The sequence below is a fragment of the Microbacterium sp. 4NA327F11 genome (assembly GCF_005503465.1).
Lineage (GTDB): Bacteria > Actinomycetota > Actinomycetes > Actinomycetales > Microbacteriaceae > Microbacterium > Microbacterium ginsengisoli.
Genome location: NZ_SCOB01000012.1, coordinates 55,956 through 74,873, shown reverse-complemented (window position 1 = coordinate 74,873; position 18,918 = coordinate 55,956). Strand labels below are relative to the sequence as shown.

The following is an 18,918-nucleotide window of genomic DNA, read 5'->3' as shown; positions in this document are numbered from 1 at the left end:
CGAGGAGGACGTCATGGCTGACCTGCGATACCAGGACGAGAAGGATGCCTCGCGCTACGCGCTCTACGACGGCGATTCGCTCGTGGCGGTCATCGACTACGCCGACGACGGCTCGACGGTGGCGATGACGCGGGCCTTCACCATCCCGACCTTCCGCGGCAAGGGGTATGCGGGCGTGCTGACCGAGCACGCCATCGCCGACCTCGAGCAGCGTGGCGACCGCAAGGTGAGCCCGGTGTGCTGGTACGTGGCCGAGTGGTTCGAGAAGAACCCGGACCGCGCCGGCATCGTCGCCGCCCGCTGACACCTCTGACAGACGACGGATGCCCCGGACCTCGATGGTCCGGGGCATCCGTCGTCTGTCACCGTGAGACGAGGATCAGGCCACGCAGGTCTTCCACCAGGGTGAGTCCGTGATCTTCTCGGCGCGGTCCTTCACGACCGTGCCGTAGTCGCCCGCGGCGGCCTTGTCGGCCACGTTCTTCAGCGCCGCCTCCCGCGCCGAGCCGGCGGGCTGCTGCAGCGCCGCGCGCACATCCTGCTTCAGTGCGGCCGGTGCGCGATCGAACCAGCCGTGCAGGCGTGCACCGGCGTTCTTCGCCCAGGTCTGCACCTCGGTGCCGTAGTGGCCGTCGAGCGCCTCGTTCTTGATCGTCTCGAACGCGGCCTTCCGTTCGGCGCCCGCCGGCAGCGCGCGCGCCGCCTTCAGGTCGTTGCGCAGCTGCTCGGGGAGCTTCGCCCACAGCGCGCCGAGGCGACCGCGGGCGTTGCAGTCGGGCGTCGACGGCGACGCCGACGCGCTCGCCGACGCGGTGGGGGTGGGGGTCGTGGCGGTGGTCGAGGCGAGCGCGGGTGCGGCGAACGCGACCGCCGTGCCGACGACGAGCGCGCCGGCACCGCCGATGAGCCAGGTGCGGACGGACATGGGTGCTCCTTTCGTCCCCGGCGCCGACCATCGGCCCGAGGTGTCTCCCACGGTTCCCGATCTGCGTGAACGCGGTGTCCGCGCTGTGTTCGAGGAATGTAAGGTGTCGCGGATCGGGCGGGCCGCGGCATCCCGATCGGTATTGAATGGGCGCATGGAGCCCGCCGCCGACCGAGGACTCGTGCTGATCGCCGAGGACGAGCCGGCCATCGCCGACATCGAACGTCTCTACCTCGGCAATGCGGGCTTCGGGGTGCACGTGGAACGCGACGGGGATGCCGCGCTCGCCGCGGTGCGGCGGCTGCGGCCGGTGGCGATCGTGCTCGACGTGGGTCTGCCCGGTCTCGACGGCATCGAGGTGTGCCGGGCGCTGCGCGCCGACGGCGACTGGACCCCGGTCATCTTCGTGACCGCTCGCGACGACGAGGTCGACCGTGTGGTCGGACTCGAGCTCGGTGCCGACGACTACCTCACCAAGCCGTTCTCGCCGCGGGAGCTCGTCGCCCGTGTCAAGGTGCTGCTGCGCCGGCGCGCGGCGCCCGCCTCCCGCGTCCACGCGCTCGGCCGGGTGCGCATCGACGAGACCCGCCGCCGCGTCGAGGTCGACGGTGAGGATGTCGCGCTGACCGCGACCGAGTTCGAGCTGCTCGCCTACCTCGCCGCCTCGCCCGGCCGCGTCTACACGCGTGAGCAGCTGCTGTCGGCGGTGTGGGGGCAGGCCGACTACGGCGGCGGCCGCACCGTCGACGTGCACGTCGCGCAGCTGCGCGCCAAGCTCGGCGAGGCGAGCCCCATCGCGACCGTGCGCGGGGTGGGGTACTCCGCCGACGAGGAGCCCCGATGACCGCCGCCGTGCCGCCCGCGCCCGTCGCCCCGCCCCGGCCGCGGCGACGGCCCGGCACCCTGCGTACGCGCATGACGCTCGTCATGCTCGCCGTCGTCGGGCTCGCCGTCATCGTCACGGGCGTGATCACGGTGCCGGTCGTCCGCAGCTCGACGGTCGGCGTCGCGCAGGACCGCCTCGCCGCGCAGGTAGACCTCATCGCGGGGCTCGATCGCGTGCCGGCCGGGCTCGACGGGTCACAGACCGAGTCCGCCACCGGCGGCACCCTGTTCGCCGTCATCGACGCCCCCGGCACAGGTGCCGCCCGCGGCCCCGGACGCACCTACGCGACCGATGTCGTGCGTCAGGCTCTGGCATCGACGGGCACCTACTCCGGCACGGTACGTGGCGCCGCGGGCCCCGCCCTCGTCGAGGCCCGGCGCACGAGCGCGGGCTTCGATGTGGTCGCCGCGCTGCCGATGCGCGACCTCGACCCGGCCCTCGGACAGGTGACCTTCCGCGTGCTCATCGCCCTCGCCGTCGCCCTCGCGGCGGCCGCGATCGCCGCCGTGCTGCTCGCGCGATGGCTCAGTCGCCCGCTCGCGGCGACCGCCCGCGCCGCCCGGCGGCTCGCGGCCGGCGAGCGGGGCGTCGACGTGCCGGTCGCGGGGCCGGCCGAGACATCCGAAGTCGCTCTCGCCCTGCGCGCGCTCGACCATGCGCTCGCCACGAGCGAAGGGCGCCAGCGCGAATTCCTGCTGTCGATATCGCACGAGCTGCGCACCCCGCTCTCGGCGATCCGCGGCTACGGCGAGGCCCTCGCCGACGGCGTCATCGACCCCGCCGCCACCGCCGACGCCGGCCGCGTGCTCGTCACCGAGACCGACCGACTCGACCGCTTCGTCGCCGACCTGCTCGAGCTCGCCCGCCTCGAGGCCGACGACTTCAGCATCGAGAGAGTGGATGTCGCAGCCGCCGACCTCGTCGCGCAGGTCGACGAGGCCTGGGCCGCGCGCGCCGCGACCGTGCCGGCGGTGCTGCGCACCCGGGTGGGCGCCGATGCCGGCGTGCTCAGCGCCGACCCGAACCGCATGCGCCAGGTGCTGGACGGACTCGTCGAGAACGCGCTGCGCGCGGTGCCCGCGGGCGGTGAGGTCGTCGTGGTCGCCGCCGCCGACCCCGCCGGTGTGCGGTTCGAGGTGAGCGACACGGGGCCCGGCCTCGACGCCGGCGACCTTGATGTCGCGTTCGACCGCGGGGTGCTGCGCTCCCGCTACCGCGACACGCGCGCCGTGGGCACCGGGCTCGGACTCTCGATCGCCGCGCGTCTGGTCACCCGGCTCGGCGGGACGGTCTCCGCCCGCGCCCGCGACGGCGGCGGAGCCGTGTTCACCGTGCTCCTGCCGCGCGGCTGAGCACCGCTCCCGCCCGGTCCGGATCGACCTCCCGCGCGCGCGGGAGCCCGCTCACGCACGTGCGAACGCGACGATGCGGGCTGCGGCGGCCGCGGCATCCTTGATCATCGTCTCGTGCCCGTGTCCGGAGAGCTCGACCAGGTGCGCGTCGGGGATCTCCTCGACCACGAACCGGCACCAGTCGTGCGGCGACACCGGGTCGCCCTCACCGCGGATGACGAGGGTCGGCGCCACGATGCGCGAGTACGACTCCTCGGGCCGGTGTGCGAGCATCGCCCGCATCTTGCGTCGCAGGTTCGGACCCGCTCGCAGATACTCGCGGGCGCCGCGCACGAGCACGATCGGGCTCTCACCCCAGAGGTCCTGTGCGAGCCGGCCGAGCTGGCGCACAGCCGACCGCTCGGCGATGTTGATCGTCGGGGCACACAGCACGAGTCGCCAGACGAGCATCGGATGCCGCGTCGCGACCTCGGTGGCCACCTGCGAGCCCATCGAGTGCCCGAGCAGCACGACGCGACCGTGCGCCCGGTCGAGACCCCGGTGCCGGAGGAATGCGGCGACGAGGTCGGCCATGCGCTCGATCGTCGGGGTGCGGGGCGGCTCGGGCGCCTCGCCGTAGCCGGGGAGGTCGAGCGCGATCACCTGTCCGCTCTCCCGCAGCCGCACCGCCAGATCGGCGAAGACACTGCGGCCCATGCCGATGCCATGCACCAGCACGTAGGCGACCGGCCCCTCGCCCTGCTCCTCGACGACCAGGGTGGACCCGTCGTGCGTGAACGTATACGGCGCGGTGTCGCGGGAGTCTCCGTCGGCCAGCTCGGCGGTCACCATGGGACAGACGCTATCCGGCGCGTGTGACACGCAGGTGACGGGAGGGCGACCCGGTGCCCTCAGTCGGCGGCGGGCCAGGGTCCTTCGGCGACGACGGTGGCGAGATCAGGTCCGAAGGTGAAGGATGCCGCCACCCGCCCCCCGTCGAGCACGCCCGGCAGCCAGCGCTTCGCGTCGTCCCACATGCGCGCGAACGGCACCTGGTCGACGCGGAACCAGGCCGGCACGATCTCGTCGGTCTCGACGGGCTCACCCTGCCAGACGCGGCCGACGAACACGTGCGAACGCTGCGACCACGACGGTTCGTCGGGGAAGAGGTAGTCGAGCACGCCCACCGCGGTGAGATCGGCGCCGTCGACGACGAGCCCGGTCTCCTCGTGGATCTCCCGCACCGCGCCCTCGACGAGCGTCTCGCCTTGCTCGACCTTCCCGCCGATGCCGACCAGCCGGCCGAGGCCGAGACCGGTGCGTTTGAATCCGAGCAGCACCTCGGGTCCTTCCACGCCCTCGCGCAGAAGGAACGCGACGCACACGACCGGCAGCTCCACCCTTCCGAGCGTACGGCGCCGCGGGACGCCCCGATGACGCAGCTATGCGGCGTGGACGAGGGGGAATCTCCGAGGCTCGAGACGCGCCTCAGCCCGCGACGCCGGCGGTCGGCACGGCGGCGGCCACCGCGGAGCGTGAGCGCACGCCCAGGCGGGTGAACATCGCGGCGATGTGGTTCTCCACGGTCTTCTCGCTGAGGCCGAGGTCGTGGGCGATCTCGGCGTTGCGCCGACCGTCGGCGATGAGTCCGGCGATCTCCCGCTGGCGGGGGCTCAACGCGCTCAGATCCGTGCCGTGGCTGGAGCCGATCCGCGCGGCCAGCGAGACGCGGGAGCGGGCTCCGGTGATCTCGAGCATGTCGGAGATGTGCGCCTGGACGGTGCGCGGCGACAGGAACAGGGCCTCGGCGATCGCCCTGTTGCTGTGCCCCTCGGCCAGGAGCGCCCCGATCTGCCGCTGCCGTGCGGTGAGCATGACGATCTCGCCGGTGAGCTCCGGGTGCGTCTCCCGCAGGCGACGCCACCGTCGTGCGGCGACCAGGCGCACCGATTCCAGGCCGTACGCGTCCGCCTCCGCCGCCACCTCGGCGAGCAGGCGCGCCGCCGACGCCGGGTCGTCGTCGGCGATCGCCGCGGCGTGCACGAGCTTGCCGCGCATGACCTCGGTGTGGGCTCCCGCGCCCTCGTCGAGCCGGATGGCCGCGAGCGCGAGCGTGCGCGCGTCGTCGCGGTGTCCGTCGGAGGCCGCCACGATGCTCTCGGCGCGGGCGACGGATGCCGCGGCCACCGGGAAGCGCGCGAGGTGCGCGGCGCGTGCCACCTGGCTTTTCGCGCTCGCGAGGTCTCCGCGTTCGAGGCTCGCCTCGATGAGCAGTTCGAGTCCGAACGCTTGATCCCACAGCTTCGAGCGTTCGAGGTCGGCGCCCGCGATCGCCACGAGCACCCCGGCGGCGCGCTGCAGCTGTCCGAGGGCGCGCATGCCCCAGGCCACATAGAAGCAGGCGCCGACCGAGAGGTAGTTCACGTCGCCGCGGGTACGTCGGAGCACTCCGCCCGCGAGTCGCTCGAACCCGATCCGGTCGGCCCGGCCGGCGGCGGCGAACGCGGCGATCGCCGCCACGACGGCATGGGCTCGCGCGGGCACACGGGCGCCGGCGTGCGAGATGGCATCGAGCACGCCGCGGGCCTGGTCGGTGTGCCCCTGGAACGCGAACGAGCGGGCCAGCAGCAGCTGCAGCGTCAGCGCGGCGCCGTCGACGGGGCCGTCGGGGGTGGCGGAGATCTGTCCGGGCGCCAGCCCCGTCGCCCGCAGGATCGGCGGGATCGCCGCGAACGCTCCCGCACTCATGGCGGCCTCGGCGAGCAGGTAGCAGGCGAGAAGATGACCTCGCCCGGGCGCGGCGAGCGTCGCGACGATCTCAGGCAGTCGGATGCCGCGCCGTGCCGCGTGATCGGTGCCGACCATCGCATCGCACATCAGCAGGGCCGCGGCCGCGAGGCGGCGCACGTCGCCCGGAGCATCGGTGGCGGCATCCCAGGCGGCGTCGGCCTCGTCGATCGCCACCGGGAACCGGCAGGCGACTACCGCGGCGATGGCGCAGGCGACGCCCAGCAGGGCGGCATCCGCCGGTGATCCCGCATCCGAGCGCTGGCGTCGGAGCGTGTCGTGCAGCGTCCCCGCGTCGCCCGCGAATGCCGCACGCAGCACGTCGTCGACCACCGCCCACATCTGCGCGTGCGCGTCTCCCGCGGCGCTCATATCCCCTGCCGTCTCCGTCCGTCGGCGGACGGTTGCCCCCAGTACGACCTGCCGCGTTCGGCAGGATCTCACGGCTGTCGGGCGCGGTCGCCATCGACCTTCCTTCAGTATGCCTGAATACGCCGAATCCCCTATGCAACGGATTCCGTCGGACGCATAGTCTCTCGGCGCGGTCGGCGATCGGGCGGCTCGGCCCCCAAGAGCCGCTCGGTCGTCGATCGTCCTGAGGCATCATGCCCTGCGTGCATTTTGGGGGCGTCGGGACGGTGTCGCAGGTCGCCCCGGACGGTGTGTGGGACCGCCCGGGGCGTCTCCGTCTTCGCGCGCGGCACAGGGCGAGCGGATCGCCGGCGGTGTCGGAGCGACGCCGTAGCGTGGAGGTTATGCGCATCCTGCACACGTCCGACTGGCACCTCGGTCGTACGTTCCACGGCACGAGCACTCTCGCCGCGGTCGAGACCGTGCTGCGGGCGATGATCGCTCAGGTGCGCGAGCATCGCGTCGACCTCGTCGTCGTCGCCGGCGACGTCTTCGACTCCGTGACCCCGGCCGCCGCGACCTACGCCCTTCTCACCGAGACGCTGCTCGACCTGCGCGATGCGGGGGCGAGTGTGATCGTGACCAGCGGCAACCACGACTCCGCCGCCCGGCTCGGGTTCCAGGCGCCGCTGCTGCGCGAGGGCATCCGAGTGCTCACCGACCCCGCGCGTCTCGCCGAGCCCGTCACCGTGCACGATGCCGAGGGGCCCGTGCACGTCTACGGCATCCCGTTCCTCGAGCCCTCGCTCGTGCGACACCTGTGGCCGGATATCCCGACGCGCACGCAGCACGACGTGCTCGGTCACGCCATGTCGCTCGTGCGCGATGATCTCGCGGAGCGCGGGGGGCGCAGCATCCTGCTCTCGCACTGCTTCGCGGCCGGCGTCGGCGCCACTCCCGGCGTCGAGCGCGACATCACCCAGGGTGGCATCGACCTCGTTCCGCTGTCGGTCTTCGACGGTCCCGACTACGTCGCCCTGGGGCACATCCACGGGCGGGCGACGCTCAGCGAGCGGGTGCGCTACAGCGGCGCCCCGCTGCACTACAGCTTCGGCGAGCGCGACAAGCCGCGCGGCGCCTGGCTCGTCGACCTCGACGCGGCGGGTCTCGCCGCGGTGACCTGGCTCGATCTTCCGGTGCCCCGTCGCCTCGCCGTCGTGCGCGGCACCTTCGACGAGCTTCTCTCCGATCCGCGCTTCGACGTCGACGAAGACGCCTGGGTCAGCGCCGAATACACGGATGCCGCGCCTCAGCCCGATCCGATGCGACGGCTGCGCGAGAGATTCCCGTGGTGCGCGACCGTCGCGCACACGCCCGCCGGCGGCCGCTCGGGCGAGCGCACCGACTACGGCGCCCGCGTGCGTGCCGCCCGTGACGACGTGCAGCTGGTCGACGCCTTCCTCGCGCACGTGCGCGTCGGGGAGGGGCTGAGCGACGACGAACGAGCGGTCCTCGCCGACGTGCTGGCGGAGCGGTCGGCGACGGAGGCGGCGCGGTGAAGCTCCACAGCGTCGAGCTCGAGGGCTTCGGACCGTATCGCGAGCGCCAGCGCGTCGACTTCGACGCGTTCGACGCCGACGGTCTGTACCTCATCACCGGTCGCACCGGGGCGGGCAAGTCGAGCATCCTCGACGGCGTCTGCTTCGCGTTGTTCGGTGCGGTCCCTCGTTACGAGGCGGGTGACAAGCGCCTGCGCAGCGATCACAGCGGCCCGAACGACATCACCGAGGTCGCGCTGGAGTTCTCGGCGGCGGGCGAGCGCTGGCGCATCGTGCGGGCGCCCGACTACGAGCGGCCGAAGCAGCGCGGTGAGGGCGTCACGCTCGAGAAGGCGCGGGCCGAGCTCGCCCGGTGGGACGGCACCGGATGGCGGGGCGTGGCGGCAGGGCCGCGCGACGTGGGGGTCACGCTCGCCGAGGTGGTCGGGCTCACGCAGGCGCAGTTCCTGCAGGTGATCCTGCTCGCGCAGAACCGATTCCAGCGGTTCCTGCTCGCCCGCAACGACGAGCGGCAGGAGCTGCTGCGCACTCTCTTCGACTCCCGCAGTTACGACGATCTGACGCGCCGCCTCGACGAGCGGCGCAAGTCGGCGCGCGACGCGCTCGACCGCGGTGCCGACGCCGTCGCGCTCGTGCGCCGGCAGGCCGCCGAGCTGATCGCGCGCGAGGGGTGGGGCGGCGATCCCGTCGCTGCCGCTGCCGCTGCCGCTGCCGACTCCGACCTAGAGCCAGCCGATCTCGACGCCTCCGATCTCGAGGGTGCCCTCGCCCGCGCGGCGGATCGGCGTGCCGCGATCGCGCAGACGGCGGTGACGGCGGATGCCGCGGCGGTCGCGGCATCCGATGCCCTCGCCGACGCGCGCCGGATCACCGACCAGCAGACCGAGCGGGCCGCGCAACGGCGACGAACGGCCGAGCTCGCCGCGGCGGAGCCCGCCATCGAGGCATCGCGCACCGAGCTGCGGCGGGCGCTCGCCGCCGAGGCGCTGCGCGAAGTCGTCGAGGCGCAGGCCCGCGCGCTGCGCGCGGCCGAGCTCGCCCGTGCCGCCGCCGAGCGCGCGCGGGGGGCCTGGGGCCATGACGATGCCGACGCCCCGGCCCGTGTCGAGGTGCTGACCGGCGACCTCGCCCGCGCCCGCGATGCGCTCGCCGGCGAGACGGAGCTCGCCGAGATCGACGGCGCCCGCGAGTCCGCCGCCGCGCGCGCCGAGGCTGCCCGCGAGCGGATTGCCGCGATCGATGTGCGTGCCGGTGAGATCCCGGCCGAGCGCGCGATCCTCGGCGCCGGCATCGCGGCGGCCACGGCCGACGCCGACGCACGCGATGCGCGCGAGCGCGACGTCGCCGACCTGCAGCGGCGACTCGATGCCGCCCGCGAGACGGTGACGTTCGCCGCGGCGTCGCAGCGCGCCGACGAGGACGAGGCGGCGGCCGCCCGCGCGCTGAGCGCGGCGACGGCGAACTGGTCGCACCTGCTCGACACCCGCATCGCGGGGGCGGCCGGGGAGCTCGCCGAGCGACTCGTCGACGGCGAGCCGTGCGCGGTGTGCGGAGCGACCTCTCACCCCCACCCCGCTGCCGCGCCCGCCGAGACCGCCACGCCGTCGCAGATCGATGCGGCCGCCGCCGCGCGCGACGCAGCGCAGGCCGTCGCGCAGCGGTCGAGCGCCGCGGCGAGCGACGCCCGGGCCGCCCTCGCTGCGGCCGCCGCGCGCGCCGAAGGCGGCTCGGTCGACGATCTCAGTGCGCGCCTCGCCGCCGCCGCCGACCGCGCCGCGGCGGCGACGGCCGCAGTGGTCCGTCGTGACGAGGGTGTGGCCGCACGCGACCGCCTCGACGACACCGAACGCGACCTGGCGGCTGAGCGCACCGCGCGGGCGACGGACCTCGCGGACGCCGACGCCGTCCTCGCGGGGCTCGCGGCCCGCCGCGGCGCCCTCGTCGCCCGCGTCGACGCCGCGCGCGGCCGTCACGCGAGCGTCAGCCTGCGGGTCGCCGCAGATGAGGCCGAGCTCGCCGTCGCCGCGGCGGTCGTCGCCGCGGTGGCCGCGCAGACGGCGTCCGACGTGGCCGCGCGGGAGGCGTCCGAGCGCTGCGCCGACGCGCTCGGCGGCTCCCCGTTCGCCGACGCCGACGCCGTGCGTGCGGCGGTCCGCGACGCGGGCCAGCGCGACCGCCTCGATGCGCGGGTGCGGGGGCACGAGGCATCCGTCGCCACGGTCACCGCGCGTCGGGCGGAACTCGAGGCGCTCGGGCTCCCCGAGGAGCCGGTCGACGTCGCGGCCGCGCAGGAGGCACTGCGGGTCGCGCGCGACGCCGTGCGTTCCGCGACCGACGCCCTCTCCCGGCACGATCAGGCCGCTGCCGCCCTCAGTGACCTGCGCGACCGGGCCGCCGCCGTCGACGAGGGCCGCGCCGAGCTCGAGCGGACGCATCAGATTGTCGCCCGCCTCGCCGACACCCTCGCGGGTCGTGCCCCGAACGACTACCGCATGCCGCTCGAGACCTACGTACTCGCCGCCGAGCTCGAGGAGATCGTGACTGCCGCCAACGTGCGGCTCGACGAGATGTCGAGCGGGCGGTACCGCCTGCAGCACACCGATGCGCGTGCCTCACGCGGGGCGCAGAGCGGTCTCGGGCTCGAGATCGTCGACGCGTTCACCGCGGTCGCGCGCCCCGCGCACTCGCTGTCCGGCGGGGAGACCTTTCTGGCCTCGCTCGCCCTCGCGCTCGGGCTCGCCGAGGTCGTGACGGCGCGGGCCGGCGGCATCCGTCTCGACACGCTCTTCATCGACGAAGGATTCGGCTCGCTCGATGCCGAGACCCTCGACCTCGCGATGCGCACCCTCGACGAGCTGCGCAGCGGCGGACGCACGGTCGGCGTCATCAGCCACGTCGAGGCGATGAAGGAGCAGATCCCCGCCCAGCTCGTCGTCGAGGCTACCGGCCGGGGGTCCAGCATCATCCGGCAGTCGGACTGATCAGCCGGCGGGGCCGGGTCCGCGGGGCGCCGCTCGGCCCGACGCGGGCGCGCGGCGCCCGGGCCATGCGGCTGTGCCGACCCATGGCGCTCGCGCGTCGGCTACGCGGCTGTGCCGACCACGCCGCTCGCGCGGCCCGATGCCGCCCATGCGGCTGTGCCGGCCTGCCGCCGATCGCGTGGAAACAGGCCAACGCGCGAGGACAGGCGGCATCCTCGCGATTCCTCCTGCGTCCGCGTGTGTTCCTGTTTTCCGTACCTGCCCGGCACGGCCCGGTGCCGGTGCCCGCCGTGCGCTCCCGCCCGCGCGGAAACAGGCGAACGCGCGAGGACAGGCGACATCCTCGCGATTCGTCCTGCGTCCGCGTGTTCTCCTGCGCTCGCCCCCTGCGCGGCGCGCCCGCGCGGCCCGCTTCGCGCGACTCCGCGCCGGAGCCCCGCCCGCGCGACCCCGCCCCGAAGCCCCACCCACGCGAGACGCGCCCGCGCACGCCCCACGCCGCACGCCCGGCCGGGCCCGCCCTCAGGCCCCGTAGAGCCCGGCGAGGTGGGTGTAGAGCTGGGCGCTGCAGTGGGCGACGGTCTCGTCCCACAGCTGGGTGGCGCCGTCCTGCGCGCTGTCGGAGATCGCCTTGAACACGCGGATCGGCACCGCGTACTCGTGCGCGACCCAGATGTAGGCGAACGTCTCCATGTCGACCAGCTGCGCGCCGAGCTCGCGGATCGCGACCACGGCGTCGGCGTCGTCGATGAACCGGTCGCCGGTGGCGATGACGACACCCGGATGCCCCGTCTCGACGGTCGACGGAAGCGAGACGTGCTGCCCCACGATGCCGTCGAGGTCGGTCACGTCGTGCTGCAGCGCGGCGGAGATCTCGTGCACACCGGCGGCGAGGCCGGCGTCGAGCTGCCCCGCGGTGCCGACGACGACGATCTCGTCGACCTCGCCGCGCTCGAGGGCCCGGGTCAGCTCGACCGCGGCCTTGAGCTTGCCGGGTCCGGTGACCAGGCGCGAGAAGCCGGGCAGCTCCAGCGGGAACCCGACGAGCTCGGAGTTCAGGGCGGCGACCAGCAGGCGCATGTCAGTTGTCTCCCGGGGCGGTGGTGTCGAGGGCGGCATCGAGTTCGGCGATCCAGGCGCGGGCGTTGCCGTCGCTCGGCGCCCGCCAGTCGCCGCGCGGCGACAGTGATCCGGCGGGCGACACCTTCGGGCCGTTGGGGATGGCCGTGCGCTTGAACTGCGCGAACCCGAAGTAGCGCGACAGGAACACGCGCAGCCACCGGACGATCTCGGCCCGGTCGTAGCTCGGCCGCTCGCCCTCGGGGAACCCGGCGGGCCAGGAGCCGGCTGCGGCATCCGCCCAGGCGCGCTCGGCGAGGAACGCGATCTTCGAGGGCCGCAGCCCGTAGCGCAGCACGTGGAACAGGGCGAAGTCGTGCAGGGCGTACGGCCCGATGGTGTCCTCGGTGGACTGCACGTTGCCGTCGGCATCGGCCGGCACGAGCTCGGGGCTGATCTCGGTGTCGAGCACCGACTGCAGCACGGCGGCGGTCGCGGCATCCACCCCTTCGCCCTCGGCGATGACCCAGCGGATGAGGTGCTGGATGAGCGTCTTCGGCACGCCGGCGTTGACGGCGTAGTGGCTCATCTGGTCGCCGACGCCGTACGTCGCCCAGCCGAGGCCGAGTTCGGAGAGGTCGGAGGTGCCGATGACGATGCCGTCGTGACGGTTCGCGAGGCGGAAGAGCACGTCGGTGCGGGCGCCCGCCTGCACGTTCTCGAACGTCACGTCGTAGACGGGCTCGCCGCTCGCGTAGGGGTGCCCGATCGCGCCGAGGAGGTCGTGGGCGACCGGGGTGATGTCGATCGTCTCGACCGTCGCGCCGATCGCCTCGGCGAGCGCGACGGCGTTCGAGCGGGTGTGGTCGCTGGTTGCGAACCCCGGCAGCGTGTAGGCGAGGATGTCGCTGCGCGGCCGCCCGGCGCGGTCCATGGCCCGTGCGACGACGAGCAGTGCATGCGTCGAGTCGAGGCCGCCGGAGACACCGATCACCGGCTTCGGGTGGCCGATGGCGGCGAGGCGCTGCTCGAGACCGGCGACCTGGATGTGGAAGGCCTCGTAGCAGTCCTGCGCGAGACGGGCCGGATCCGCGGGCACGAACGGGAACCGCGCGACATCCCGTCGCAGGCCCACATCGCTCAGGGGCGGGTCGAGCCGCCACGGCACGACCACCGGGGCGCCGGGCACGAGTGCGGCGCGGTTGTCGTCGAACGTTCCCTGTCGCTGGCGGTCCTGGCGGATGCGGTCGAGGTCGACGTCGACGATGCCCGCGCGCGCCCCCTCGGGGAAGCGCTCGGTGCGCGCCAGCACGGTGCCGAGCTCGGCGATGAGGGTCTGCCCGTCCCACGCGACGTCGTTGGTCGATTCGCCCATGCCGGCGGCGGCATATGCGTACGCCGCCAGGCCGCGGAGCGACTGCGAGCGCACGAGCAGCTCGCGGTCGTCGGCGCGCGCGATGGTGATGGGGCTGCCCGACAGGTTCAGCAGCACGGTCGCGCCCTGCAGGGCGGCGGTCGACGACGGGGGCACGGGCACCCACAGGTCCTCGCAGATCTCGGCGTGCACGACGAGGCCGGGCACATCGGATGCCGCGAAGTGCAGCTGCGTGCCGAACGGCACCGTTCCGAGCGGCCCGAGGTCGGCGACATCCGTGTCGGCGTCGGCTCCGGAGGCGTACCAGCGCCGCTCGTAGAACTCGCGGTAGGTCGGCAGCGAGGTCTTCGGCACGACGCCGAGCACACGCCCGCGGTGGATGGCGACCGCGCAGTTGTAGAGGCGGCTGCCGATCCGCAGCGGCGCGCCGACGAACAGCAGCGGCAGCAGATCGGCGGATGCCGCCGCCACCGCGTCGATCGCGTCGATCACGGCGTCGAGCAGCGGGTCCTGCAGCACGAGGTCGTCGATCGCGTATCCGCTGAGACCAAGCTCGGGGAAGACGGCGACGGCGACGGCGTCGTCGTGCAGCCGGCGCGCCTCCGCGATCGTCGCCGCGGCGTTGCGCGCGGGGTCGGCGATCGCGAGCGGAAGGGTCACCGCGGCGACACGGGCGAACCCGTGGCGATAGGCGCTCGCGAACGGCAGGGCGGTGGTCACGCGTCCAGTCTGGCACTGCGGGCCGTCGGCCCGCGCGCCGACGACGGGGCACGGCGGCCACGGCGGCGCAGCGGCGGTGTCGGCGGCGGCCGTTAGGGTCGAGCGGGAGAGGACGTCCCATGCGCTACATCGAGGCCGCAGGCCCACAGCCCGCCCGCATCGTGTGGAGCGCGAGCGACCTCAAGGCCGCCGCCGAGTGCGAATTCGCCTGGCTGCGCGCCATCGACGCGAAGCTCGGCCGCGTGCCCGCGGTCGACGAGCCCGACGACCCCACCCTCGAGCGCGCCGGCCGCCTCGGCACGCAGCACGAGTTGCGCGTGCTCGAGCGCTACCGCGAGACGCATCCGGGAACCGTCGTCGAGATCCCCGAGACGCGCTCGGCCGATGCGACGGCGATGGATGCCGCGGTCACCGCGACCGTGCGGGCGCTCGGCGACCCGGCGACATCCGTCGTCTACCAGGCCGCGTTCGCGACCGGCGAGTTCGTCGGGTTCGCCGACTTCCTGCTGCGCGGCGACGACGGGCGCTGGATCGTGCAGGACACCAAGCTCGCCCGCCACGCCCGTGTCACCGCGCTCATGCAGCTCGCCGCCTACGTCGACCAGCTCGACCGGCTGGGCATCGCCCGCGCCGACGAGGTCGAGCTGCTGCTCGGCGACGGCACGACGAGTGTGCACCGGGTCGCCGACCTGATGCCCGTGTTCACGCTGCGGCGGGAGCGCCTGCGCGCCCTGATCGCCGACCGTGACCTCGCTGCCGGGGCGTCCGGCACGCCGATCGCCTGGGGAGACGACCGCGGCGCCCTGCACGTCGTGGCGTGCGGCCGGTGCGCGACGTGTGACCTCGAGGTGGTCGGCCAACGCGACCTGCTGCTCGTCGCCGGCATGCGCCCGGTGCAGCGCGAGCGGATGCGCGCCGGGGGTGTCGACACGATCGACGCGCTGGCCGCGGCATCCGCCCCGCCTGCGGGGCTCGGCGCCGAGGTGTGGGAATCGCTGCGCACGCAGGCGCGGCTGCAGCTGGCGAGCGAGCGGCAGCAGACGGATGCCGCGTCCCGCCCGCCCGCGCCTGCGTACGAGGTGGTGTCGGCGGCCGCGCTCGGTGCGCTGCCGCGGCCCGATCACGGCGACCTGTTCTTCGACTTCGAGGGCGACCCGCTCTACACCGAGCACGCCGGCGGTGCGAACGTGTGGGGCATCGACTACCTGTTCGGGTGGGTCGACACCCGCGAGCAGTACAGCGCCCTGTGGGCGCACACCTTCGCCGACGAGAAGCGCGCGCTCGAGCAGTTCGTCGATCTGATCGAGCTGCGCCGGCGCACCCATTCGGGCCTGCACATCTACCACTACGCGCCGTACGAGCCGACGCATCTGCTGCAGATGGCCGCGCGGCACGGCACCCGCGAGGCCGAGGTTGATCGGCTGCTGCGCGAGGGTGTGTTCGTCGATCTCTACCCGATCGTGCGGCGGGCGCTGCGGGTGGGGTCCCGCTCCTACTCGATCAAGAAGCTCGAGCCGCTCTACATGGGCGACGACCTGCGCACGAGCGACGTGCAGCGCGGCGACGACTCGATCGTGCGCTACGTCGAGGCGCGGGCGGCCGCAGACGACGGCGACGACGCGGCCGCGGCGGCGATCCTCGACGACCTGGCCGAGTACAACCGCGACGACTGCGTTTCCACTCTGCGGCTGCGCGACTGGCTGGTCGCCCGCGCGCGCGACGCCGGGCTCTATCCCGCCCGCGATGTCACCCCCGAGGAGACGCCCTACGAGCCGTCGCCGACATCGGTCGCCCTCAGCCGACGGGCGACGGATGCCGCGGCCCTCACGTCGCCCGACGACCCCGACGTGCGTGCGCTGGCGCTCGCCGCGGCCGCCATCGACTACTACCCGCGCGAGGCGAAGACGTTCTGGGCGGGTCACTTCCTGCGGCTGCGCGAGCCGGTGTCGCTCTGGGAGCAGACCCGTGACGTGGTGGTCGTCGACGCGGCCCGCAGTCGGGTCGTGACCGACTGGCACCGCGGCGACGGGCAGCGGGTCGACCGCCGCATCATGGAGCTGCACGGCGACGTCGCGCCCGGCACCCGGCTGAGCGAGGGCTCCGATCCGTTCGCGCTCTACCCCATGCCTGCGCCCTACCCGATCGCCCAGCCGTCGCCGCGGTGGATCCACGCCGGCCGCACCGTTCAGGTGCTCGAGGTGCTCGACGACGGCGCGGTGATCGCCGAGTTCGCCGTCGACGGCGAGACGTGGGACACGCTGCCGATCGCGCTGACTCCGCCGCGGCCCCCGCAGGCCGCCGGGCAGCAGACCGCGATCGACGCATGGGCCGAGGGGCTGCTCGACGCCGCCCCCGGGTTCCCCGACGACCCCGCGACCGATCTGCTGCGCCGCCGTCCGCCGCGTCTGCGCGGGCGTCAGCTCACCTCGAGCCCGCACGGGCGCGCGGCGGGCGAGCTGGCGGCGACGATCGCGGCATCCGTCGCCGACCTCGACCGCAGCTACCTGGCCGTGCAGGGTCCTCCGGGCACCGGCAAGACCTACATCGGTGCCCGGGTGATCGCGAGCCTCGTGCGCGACCGCGGGTTCCGGGTCGGTGTGGTCGCGCAGTCCCATGCCGTCGTCGAGCACATGCTCGAAGGGGTCATCGCCGCCGGGGTGCCCGCCGTGCAGGTGGCGAAGGCGCCGAAGGATCCGGCATCGACCGGTCACGCGTTCACGGCGATCCGCAAGAACGGGATGGCCGGGTTCATCGCCGACCAGTCGGGCGGGTTCGTCGTCGGCGGCACCGCCTGGGACTTCGCGAACACCAACCGCGTTGCGCGCGGCGGGCTCGACCTGCTCGTGATCGACGAGGCGGGGCAGTTCTCCCTCGCCTCGACCATCGCCGTCTCGCTCGCCGCCCCGCGTCTGCTGCTGCTCGGCGACCCGCAGCAGCTGCCGCAGGTCAGTCAGGGAACGCATCCCGAGCCGGTCGACACGTCCGCGCTCGGGTGGGTGATGGCGGATGCCGCGGTGCTCCCGCCGACCCACGGCTACTTCCTCTCGCGCACCTGGCGCATGCATCCGCGTGTCGCCGCCCCGGTCTCGACCCTGTCCTACGACGGTGCGCTCGCCTCCGCCCCCGACGCCGGGCTCCGCTCGCTCGCCGGCATCGAGCCGGGCCTGCATCCGCTGCCCCTCGCCCACGAGGGTAACGCCGTGCAGTCGCCCGAAGAGGCCGCCGAGGTCGTGCGACTCGCCCGCGACCTGGTGGGTCGCACGTACACCGACCCGGGCGATCCCGACGCCGCGGGCGGACGGGCGCTCGCGGCATCCGATCTGATCGTGGTCACCCCGTACAACGCGCAGCAGGTGCTCGTCGAGGAGGCGCTCGCCGGCGCCGGTCTCGCCGACGTGCGGGTGGGCACGGTGGACCGCTTTCAGGGGCAGGAGGCGGCGGTCGCGATCGTGAGCCTCGCCGCGTCGTCCGGGCGGGCGGCGCCGCGCGGACTCGAGTTCCTGCTGCTGCAGAACCGGCTCAACGTCGCGGTCTCGCGGGCGAAGGTCGCCGCCTACGTGATCTATTCGCCCGCTCTGCTCGACGACCTGCCGTACACCCCGGCCGGCGTCGCGCGCCTGAGCGCGTTCGCTCGGCTCGTCGGCGTCGCCTGACCCCAGGCCCGCGGCGCGCTCGACGACGCCGGCCGCGTCGCGGCACCCCTCGCGCACGCCCACCGGCAGGTGCCGCGACGCCGAGCGACGTGCCGCCGTGAGGATCTCGTCAGGATGCCCCGAACAGGTCATGTCGGTCGGCTACCATCGAGCGGCTTCGCCGCGCTCCACCCGCTGTCCCGAGTCGGAGCGGCGCGACCGCCCCGAGAGAGGAGCCCGCCCATGCCCTTGGTCGACAACTCCATCTACGTCGACGGTCGCCGCGCCGAGACACCCGGCACGCTCGATGAGACCTACCGGCTGCACGACGATCGCGGGGGCCTCGCCTGGATCGGGCTCTACCGTCCGAGCGCCGAAGAGGTCGCCTCGGTCGCCGCCGAGTTCGATCTGCACCCGCTCGCCGTTGAGGACGCACTCACCGGGCACCAGCGCTCGAAGATCGAACGCTACGGCGACGTGCTGTTCGTCGTGCTGCGACCCGCCCGTTACGACGACGAGCGCGAGGAGGTCGAGCTCGGCGAGGTGCACGTGTTCGTCGGCCCCGACTTCGTCATCACGATCCGTCACGCGGAATCCCCGAACCTCGCGGCGGTGCGCTCGCGACTCGAGCACCAGCCCGACCTGCTCGCGCTGGGTCCGGAGGCGATCCTCTACGCGATCCTCGACCGGGTGGTCGACGAGTACGAGCCCGTCGTCGCCGGAATCGAGAACGATCTCGACGAGATCGAGGATCAGCTCTTCGGTGACAGCGACGACGACGCCCTGTCGCGACGTATCTACGAGCTGTACGGCGAGGTGCTCAGCATCGGTCGGGCCGTGCACCCCCTCGCCGCCATGATCGACAAGCTCCAGCGCGGTTTCGAGAAGTACGACGTCGACCTCGAGCTGCGCCGCAGCCTGCGCGACGTGCTCGACCACGTCGAGAAGATCGACGCCCAGGTCGACGGCTACCGTACGCTGCTCGACAAGGCGCTCACGGTGCACTCCGCGCTCGTCGCGCGGCGACAGACCGAGGCGAACCTGGCTCAGAACGACGAGATCAAGAAGATCTCATCCTGGGCGGCGATCATCTTCGCGCCGACACTCATCGGAACGATCTACGGCATGAACTTCGAAGACATGCCCGAGCTGCACTGGCAGTACGGCTACCCGCTGGCGATCGGCGTGATGCTCGCGTTCCCCACGACGCTCTACTTCATCTTCAAGCGCAAGCACTGGCTGTGAGCGCGGTCCGTCGACGCATCGCGGGGCGACGGAGGCCGCGCGTGCCGGGCCCACACATGGGGGTCGC

Annotated in this window: 13 protein-coding genes; 7 read left to right on the top strand and 6 right to left on the bottom strand. The window is 73.7% G+C overall.

Annotated features, from left to right (window positions below; all coding sequences use genetic code 11):
* The first annotated feature begins 13 nt into the window (after positions 1–13).
* Positions 14–304, top strand: a complete 291-nt coding sequence (locus FFS51_RS09520; RefSeq protein WP_045245819.1) for a GNAT family N-acetyltransferase — start codon at positions 14–16, stop codon at positions 302–304.
* Between the two features lie 75 nt (positions 305–379).
* Here the strand turns inward: FFS51_RS09520 and FFS51_RS09515 are convergent, their stop codons facing one another.
* Positions 380–925 carry a hypothetical protein gene (locus FFS51_RS09515; RefSeq protein ID WP_137878182.1) on the bottom strand — a complete coding sequence of 182 codons (546 nt, stop codon included), beginning with the start codon at positions 923–925 and terminating at the stop codon, positions 380–382.
* A gap of 154 nt (positions 926–1,079) precedes the next feature.
* On the opposite strand from FFS51_RS09515, the gene FFS51_RS09510 reads away from it, so the two are divergent.
* Together FFS51_RS09510 and FFS51_RS09505 are read left to right on the top strand one after the other, a co-directional pair.
* The gene (locus FFS51_RS09510; protein ID WP_045245816.1) at positions 1,080–1,769 is read left to right on the top strand and encodes a response regulator transcription factor; all 690 of its coding nucleotides are present in this window, start codon (positions 1,080–1,082) and stop codon (positions 1,767–1,769) included.
* Positions 1,766–3,163 carry a sensor histidine kinase gene (locus FFS51_RS09505; protein WP_045245815.1) on the top strand — a complete coding sequence of 466 codons (1,398 nt, stop codon included), beginning with the start codon at positions 1,766–1,768 and terminating at the stop codon, positions 3,161–3,163. Before FFS51_RS09510 ends, FFS51_RS09505 begins: the two co-directional genes overlap by 4 nt.
* A 51-nt stretch (positions 3,164–3,214) precedes the next feature.
* Here the strand turns inward: FFS51_RS09505 and FFS51_RS09500 are convergent, their stop codons facing one another.
* The 3 genes from FFS51_RS09500 to FFS51_RS09490 all read right to left on the bottom strand — a co-directional run bounded on the left by FFS51_RS09500 (position 3,215) and on the right by FFS51_RS09490 (position 6,301).
* On the bottom strand, positions 3,215–3,994 hold the full coding sequence (locus FFS51_RS09500) for an alpha/beta fold hydrolase (protein ID WP_137878181.1): 780 nt from the start codon (positions 3,992–3,994) through the stop codon (positions 3,215–3,217).
* Between the two features lie 59 nt (positions 3,995–4,053).
* Positions 4,054–4,542 carry an 8-oxo-dGTP diphosphatase gene (locus FFS51_RS09495; RefSeq protein ID WP_056208154.1) on the bottom strand — a complete coding sequence of 163 codons (489 nt, stop codon included), beginning with the start codon at positions 4,540–4,542 and terminating at the stop codon, positions 4,054–4,056.
* Positions 4,543–4,630: 88 nt separating this feature from the next.
* The gene (locus FFS51_RS09490) at positions 4,631–6,301 is read right to left on the bottom strand and encodes a helix-turn-helix transcriptional regulator (protein ID WP_045245812.1); all 1,671 of its coding nucleotides are present in this window, start codon (positions 6,299–6,301) and stop codon (positions 4,631–4,633) included.
* A gap of 383 nt (positions 6,302–6,684) precedes the next feature.
* Between FFS51_RS09490 and FFS51_RS09485 the strand changes: the two genes are divergently transcribed.
* Together FFS51_RS09485 and FFS51_RS09480 are read left to right on the top strand one after the other, a co-directional pair.
* A complete protein-coding gene (locus tag FFS51_RS09485; RefSeq protein ID WP_137878179.1) occupies positions 6,685–7,839 on the top strand; it encodes an exonuclease SbcCD subunit D in 1,155 nt (384 codons plus the stop codon).
* Positions 7,836–10,820 (top strand): AAA family ATPase, encoded by a 2,985-nt coding sequence (locus FFS51_RS09480; RefSeq protein WP_137878178.1) that lies wholly within the window; start codon positions 7,836–7,838, stop codon positions 10,818–10,820. The genes FFS51_RS09485 and FFS51_RS09480 overlap by 4 nt, the downstream gene beginning before the upstream one ends.
* Positions 10,821–11,342: 522 nt before the next feature.
* Here FFS51_RS09480 and FFS51_RS09475 read toward each other — a convergent pair.
* The gene (locus tag FFS51_RS09475; RefSeq protein WP_045247723.1) at positions 11,343–11,900 is read right to left on the bottom strand and encodes a phosphorylase family protein; all 558 of its coding nucleotides are present in this window, start codon (positions 11,898–11,900) and stop codon (positions 11,343–11,345) included.
* A 1-nt stretch (position 11,901) separates the two neighbouring features.
* Positions 11,902–13,974, bottom strand: coding sequence for an NAD(+) synthase (locus tag FFS51_RS09470; protein WP_137878177.1), 2,073 nt, complete (start codon positions 13,972–13,974; stop codon positions 11,902–11,904).
* A gap of 119 nt (positions 13,975–14,093) precedes the next feature.
* Here FFS51_RS09470 and FFS51_RS09465 point away from each other — a divergent pair, with 119 nt between their 5' ends.
* A complete protein-coding gene (locus tag FFS51_RS09465) occupies positions 14,094–17,627 on the top strand; it encodes a TM0106 family RecB-like putative nuclease (RefSeq protein WP_137878176.1) in 3,534 nt (1,177 codons plus the stop codon).
* 222 nt (positions 17,628–17,849) lie between these two features.
* Entirely contained in the window at positions 17,850–18,851 is a 1,002-nt protein-coding gene (gene corA, locus FFS51_RS09460) for a magnesium/cobalt transporter CorA (protein ID WP_137878175.1), read from the top strand.
* Positions 18,852–18,918 lie beyond the last annotated feature (67 nt).

Coding starts and splice junctions, on each gene's coding strand:
- FFS51_RS09520 (WP_045245819.1), top strand. CDS start 14: ATGGCTGACCTGCGATACCAGGACGAGAAGGATGCCTCGCGCTACGCG.
- FFS51_RS09515 (WP_137878182.1), bottom strand. CDS start 925: ATGTCCGTCCGCACCTGGCTCATCGGCGGTGCCGGCGCGCTCGTCGTC.
- FFS51_RS09510 (WP_045245816.1), top strand. CDS start 1,080: ATGGAGCCCGCCGCCGACCGAGGACTCGTGCTGATCGCCGAGGACGAG.
- FFS51_RS09505 (WP_045245815.1), top strand. CDS start 1,766: ATGACCGCCGCCGTGCCGCCCGCGCCCGTCGCCCCGCCCCGGCCGCGG.
- FFS51_RS09500 (WP_137878181.1), bottom strand. CDS start 3,994: ATGGTGACCGCCGAGCTGGCCGACGGAGACTCCCGCGACACCGCGCCG.
- FFS51_RS09490 (WP_045245812.1), bottom strand. CDS start 6,301: ATGAGCGCCGCGGGAGACGCGCACGCGCAGATGTGGGCGGTGGTCGAC.
- FFS51_RS09485 (WP_137878179.1), top strand. CDS start 6,685: ATGCGCATCCTGCACACGTCCGACTGGCACCTCGGTCGTACGTTCCAC.
- FFS51_RS09475 (WP_045247723.1), bottom strand. CDS start 11,900: ATGCGCCTGCTGGTCGCCGCCCTGAACTCCGAGCTCGTCGGGTTCCCG.
- FFS51_RS09465 (WP_137878176.1), top strand. CDS start 14,094: ATGCGCTACATCGAGGCCGCAGGCCCACAGCCCGCCCGCATCGTGTGG.
- corA (WP_137878175.1), top strand. CDS start 17,850: ATGCCCTTGGTCGACAACTCCATCTACGTCGACGGTCGCCGCGCCGAG.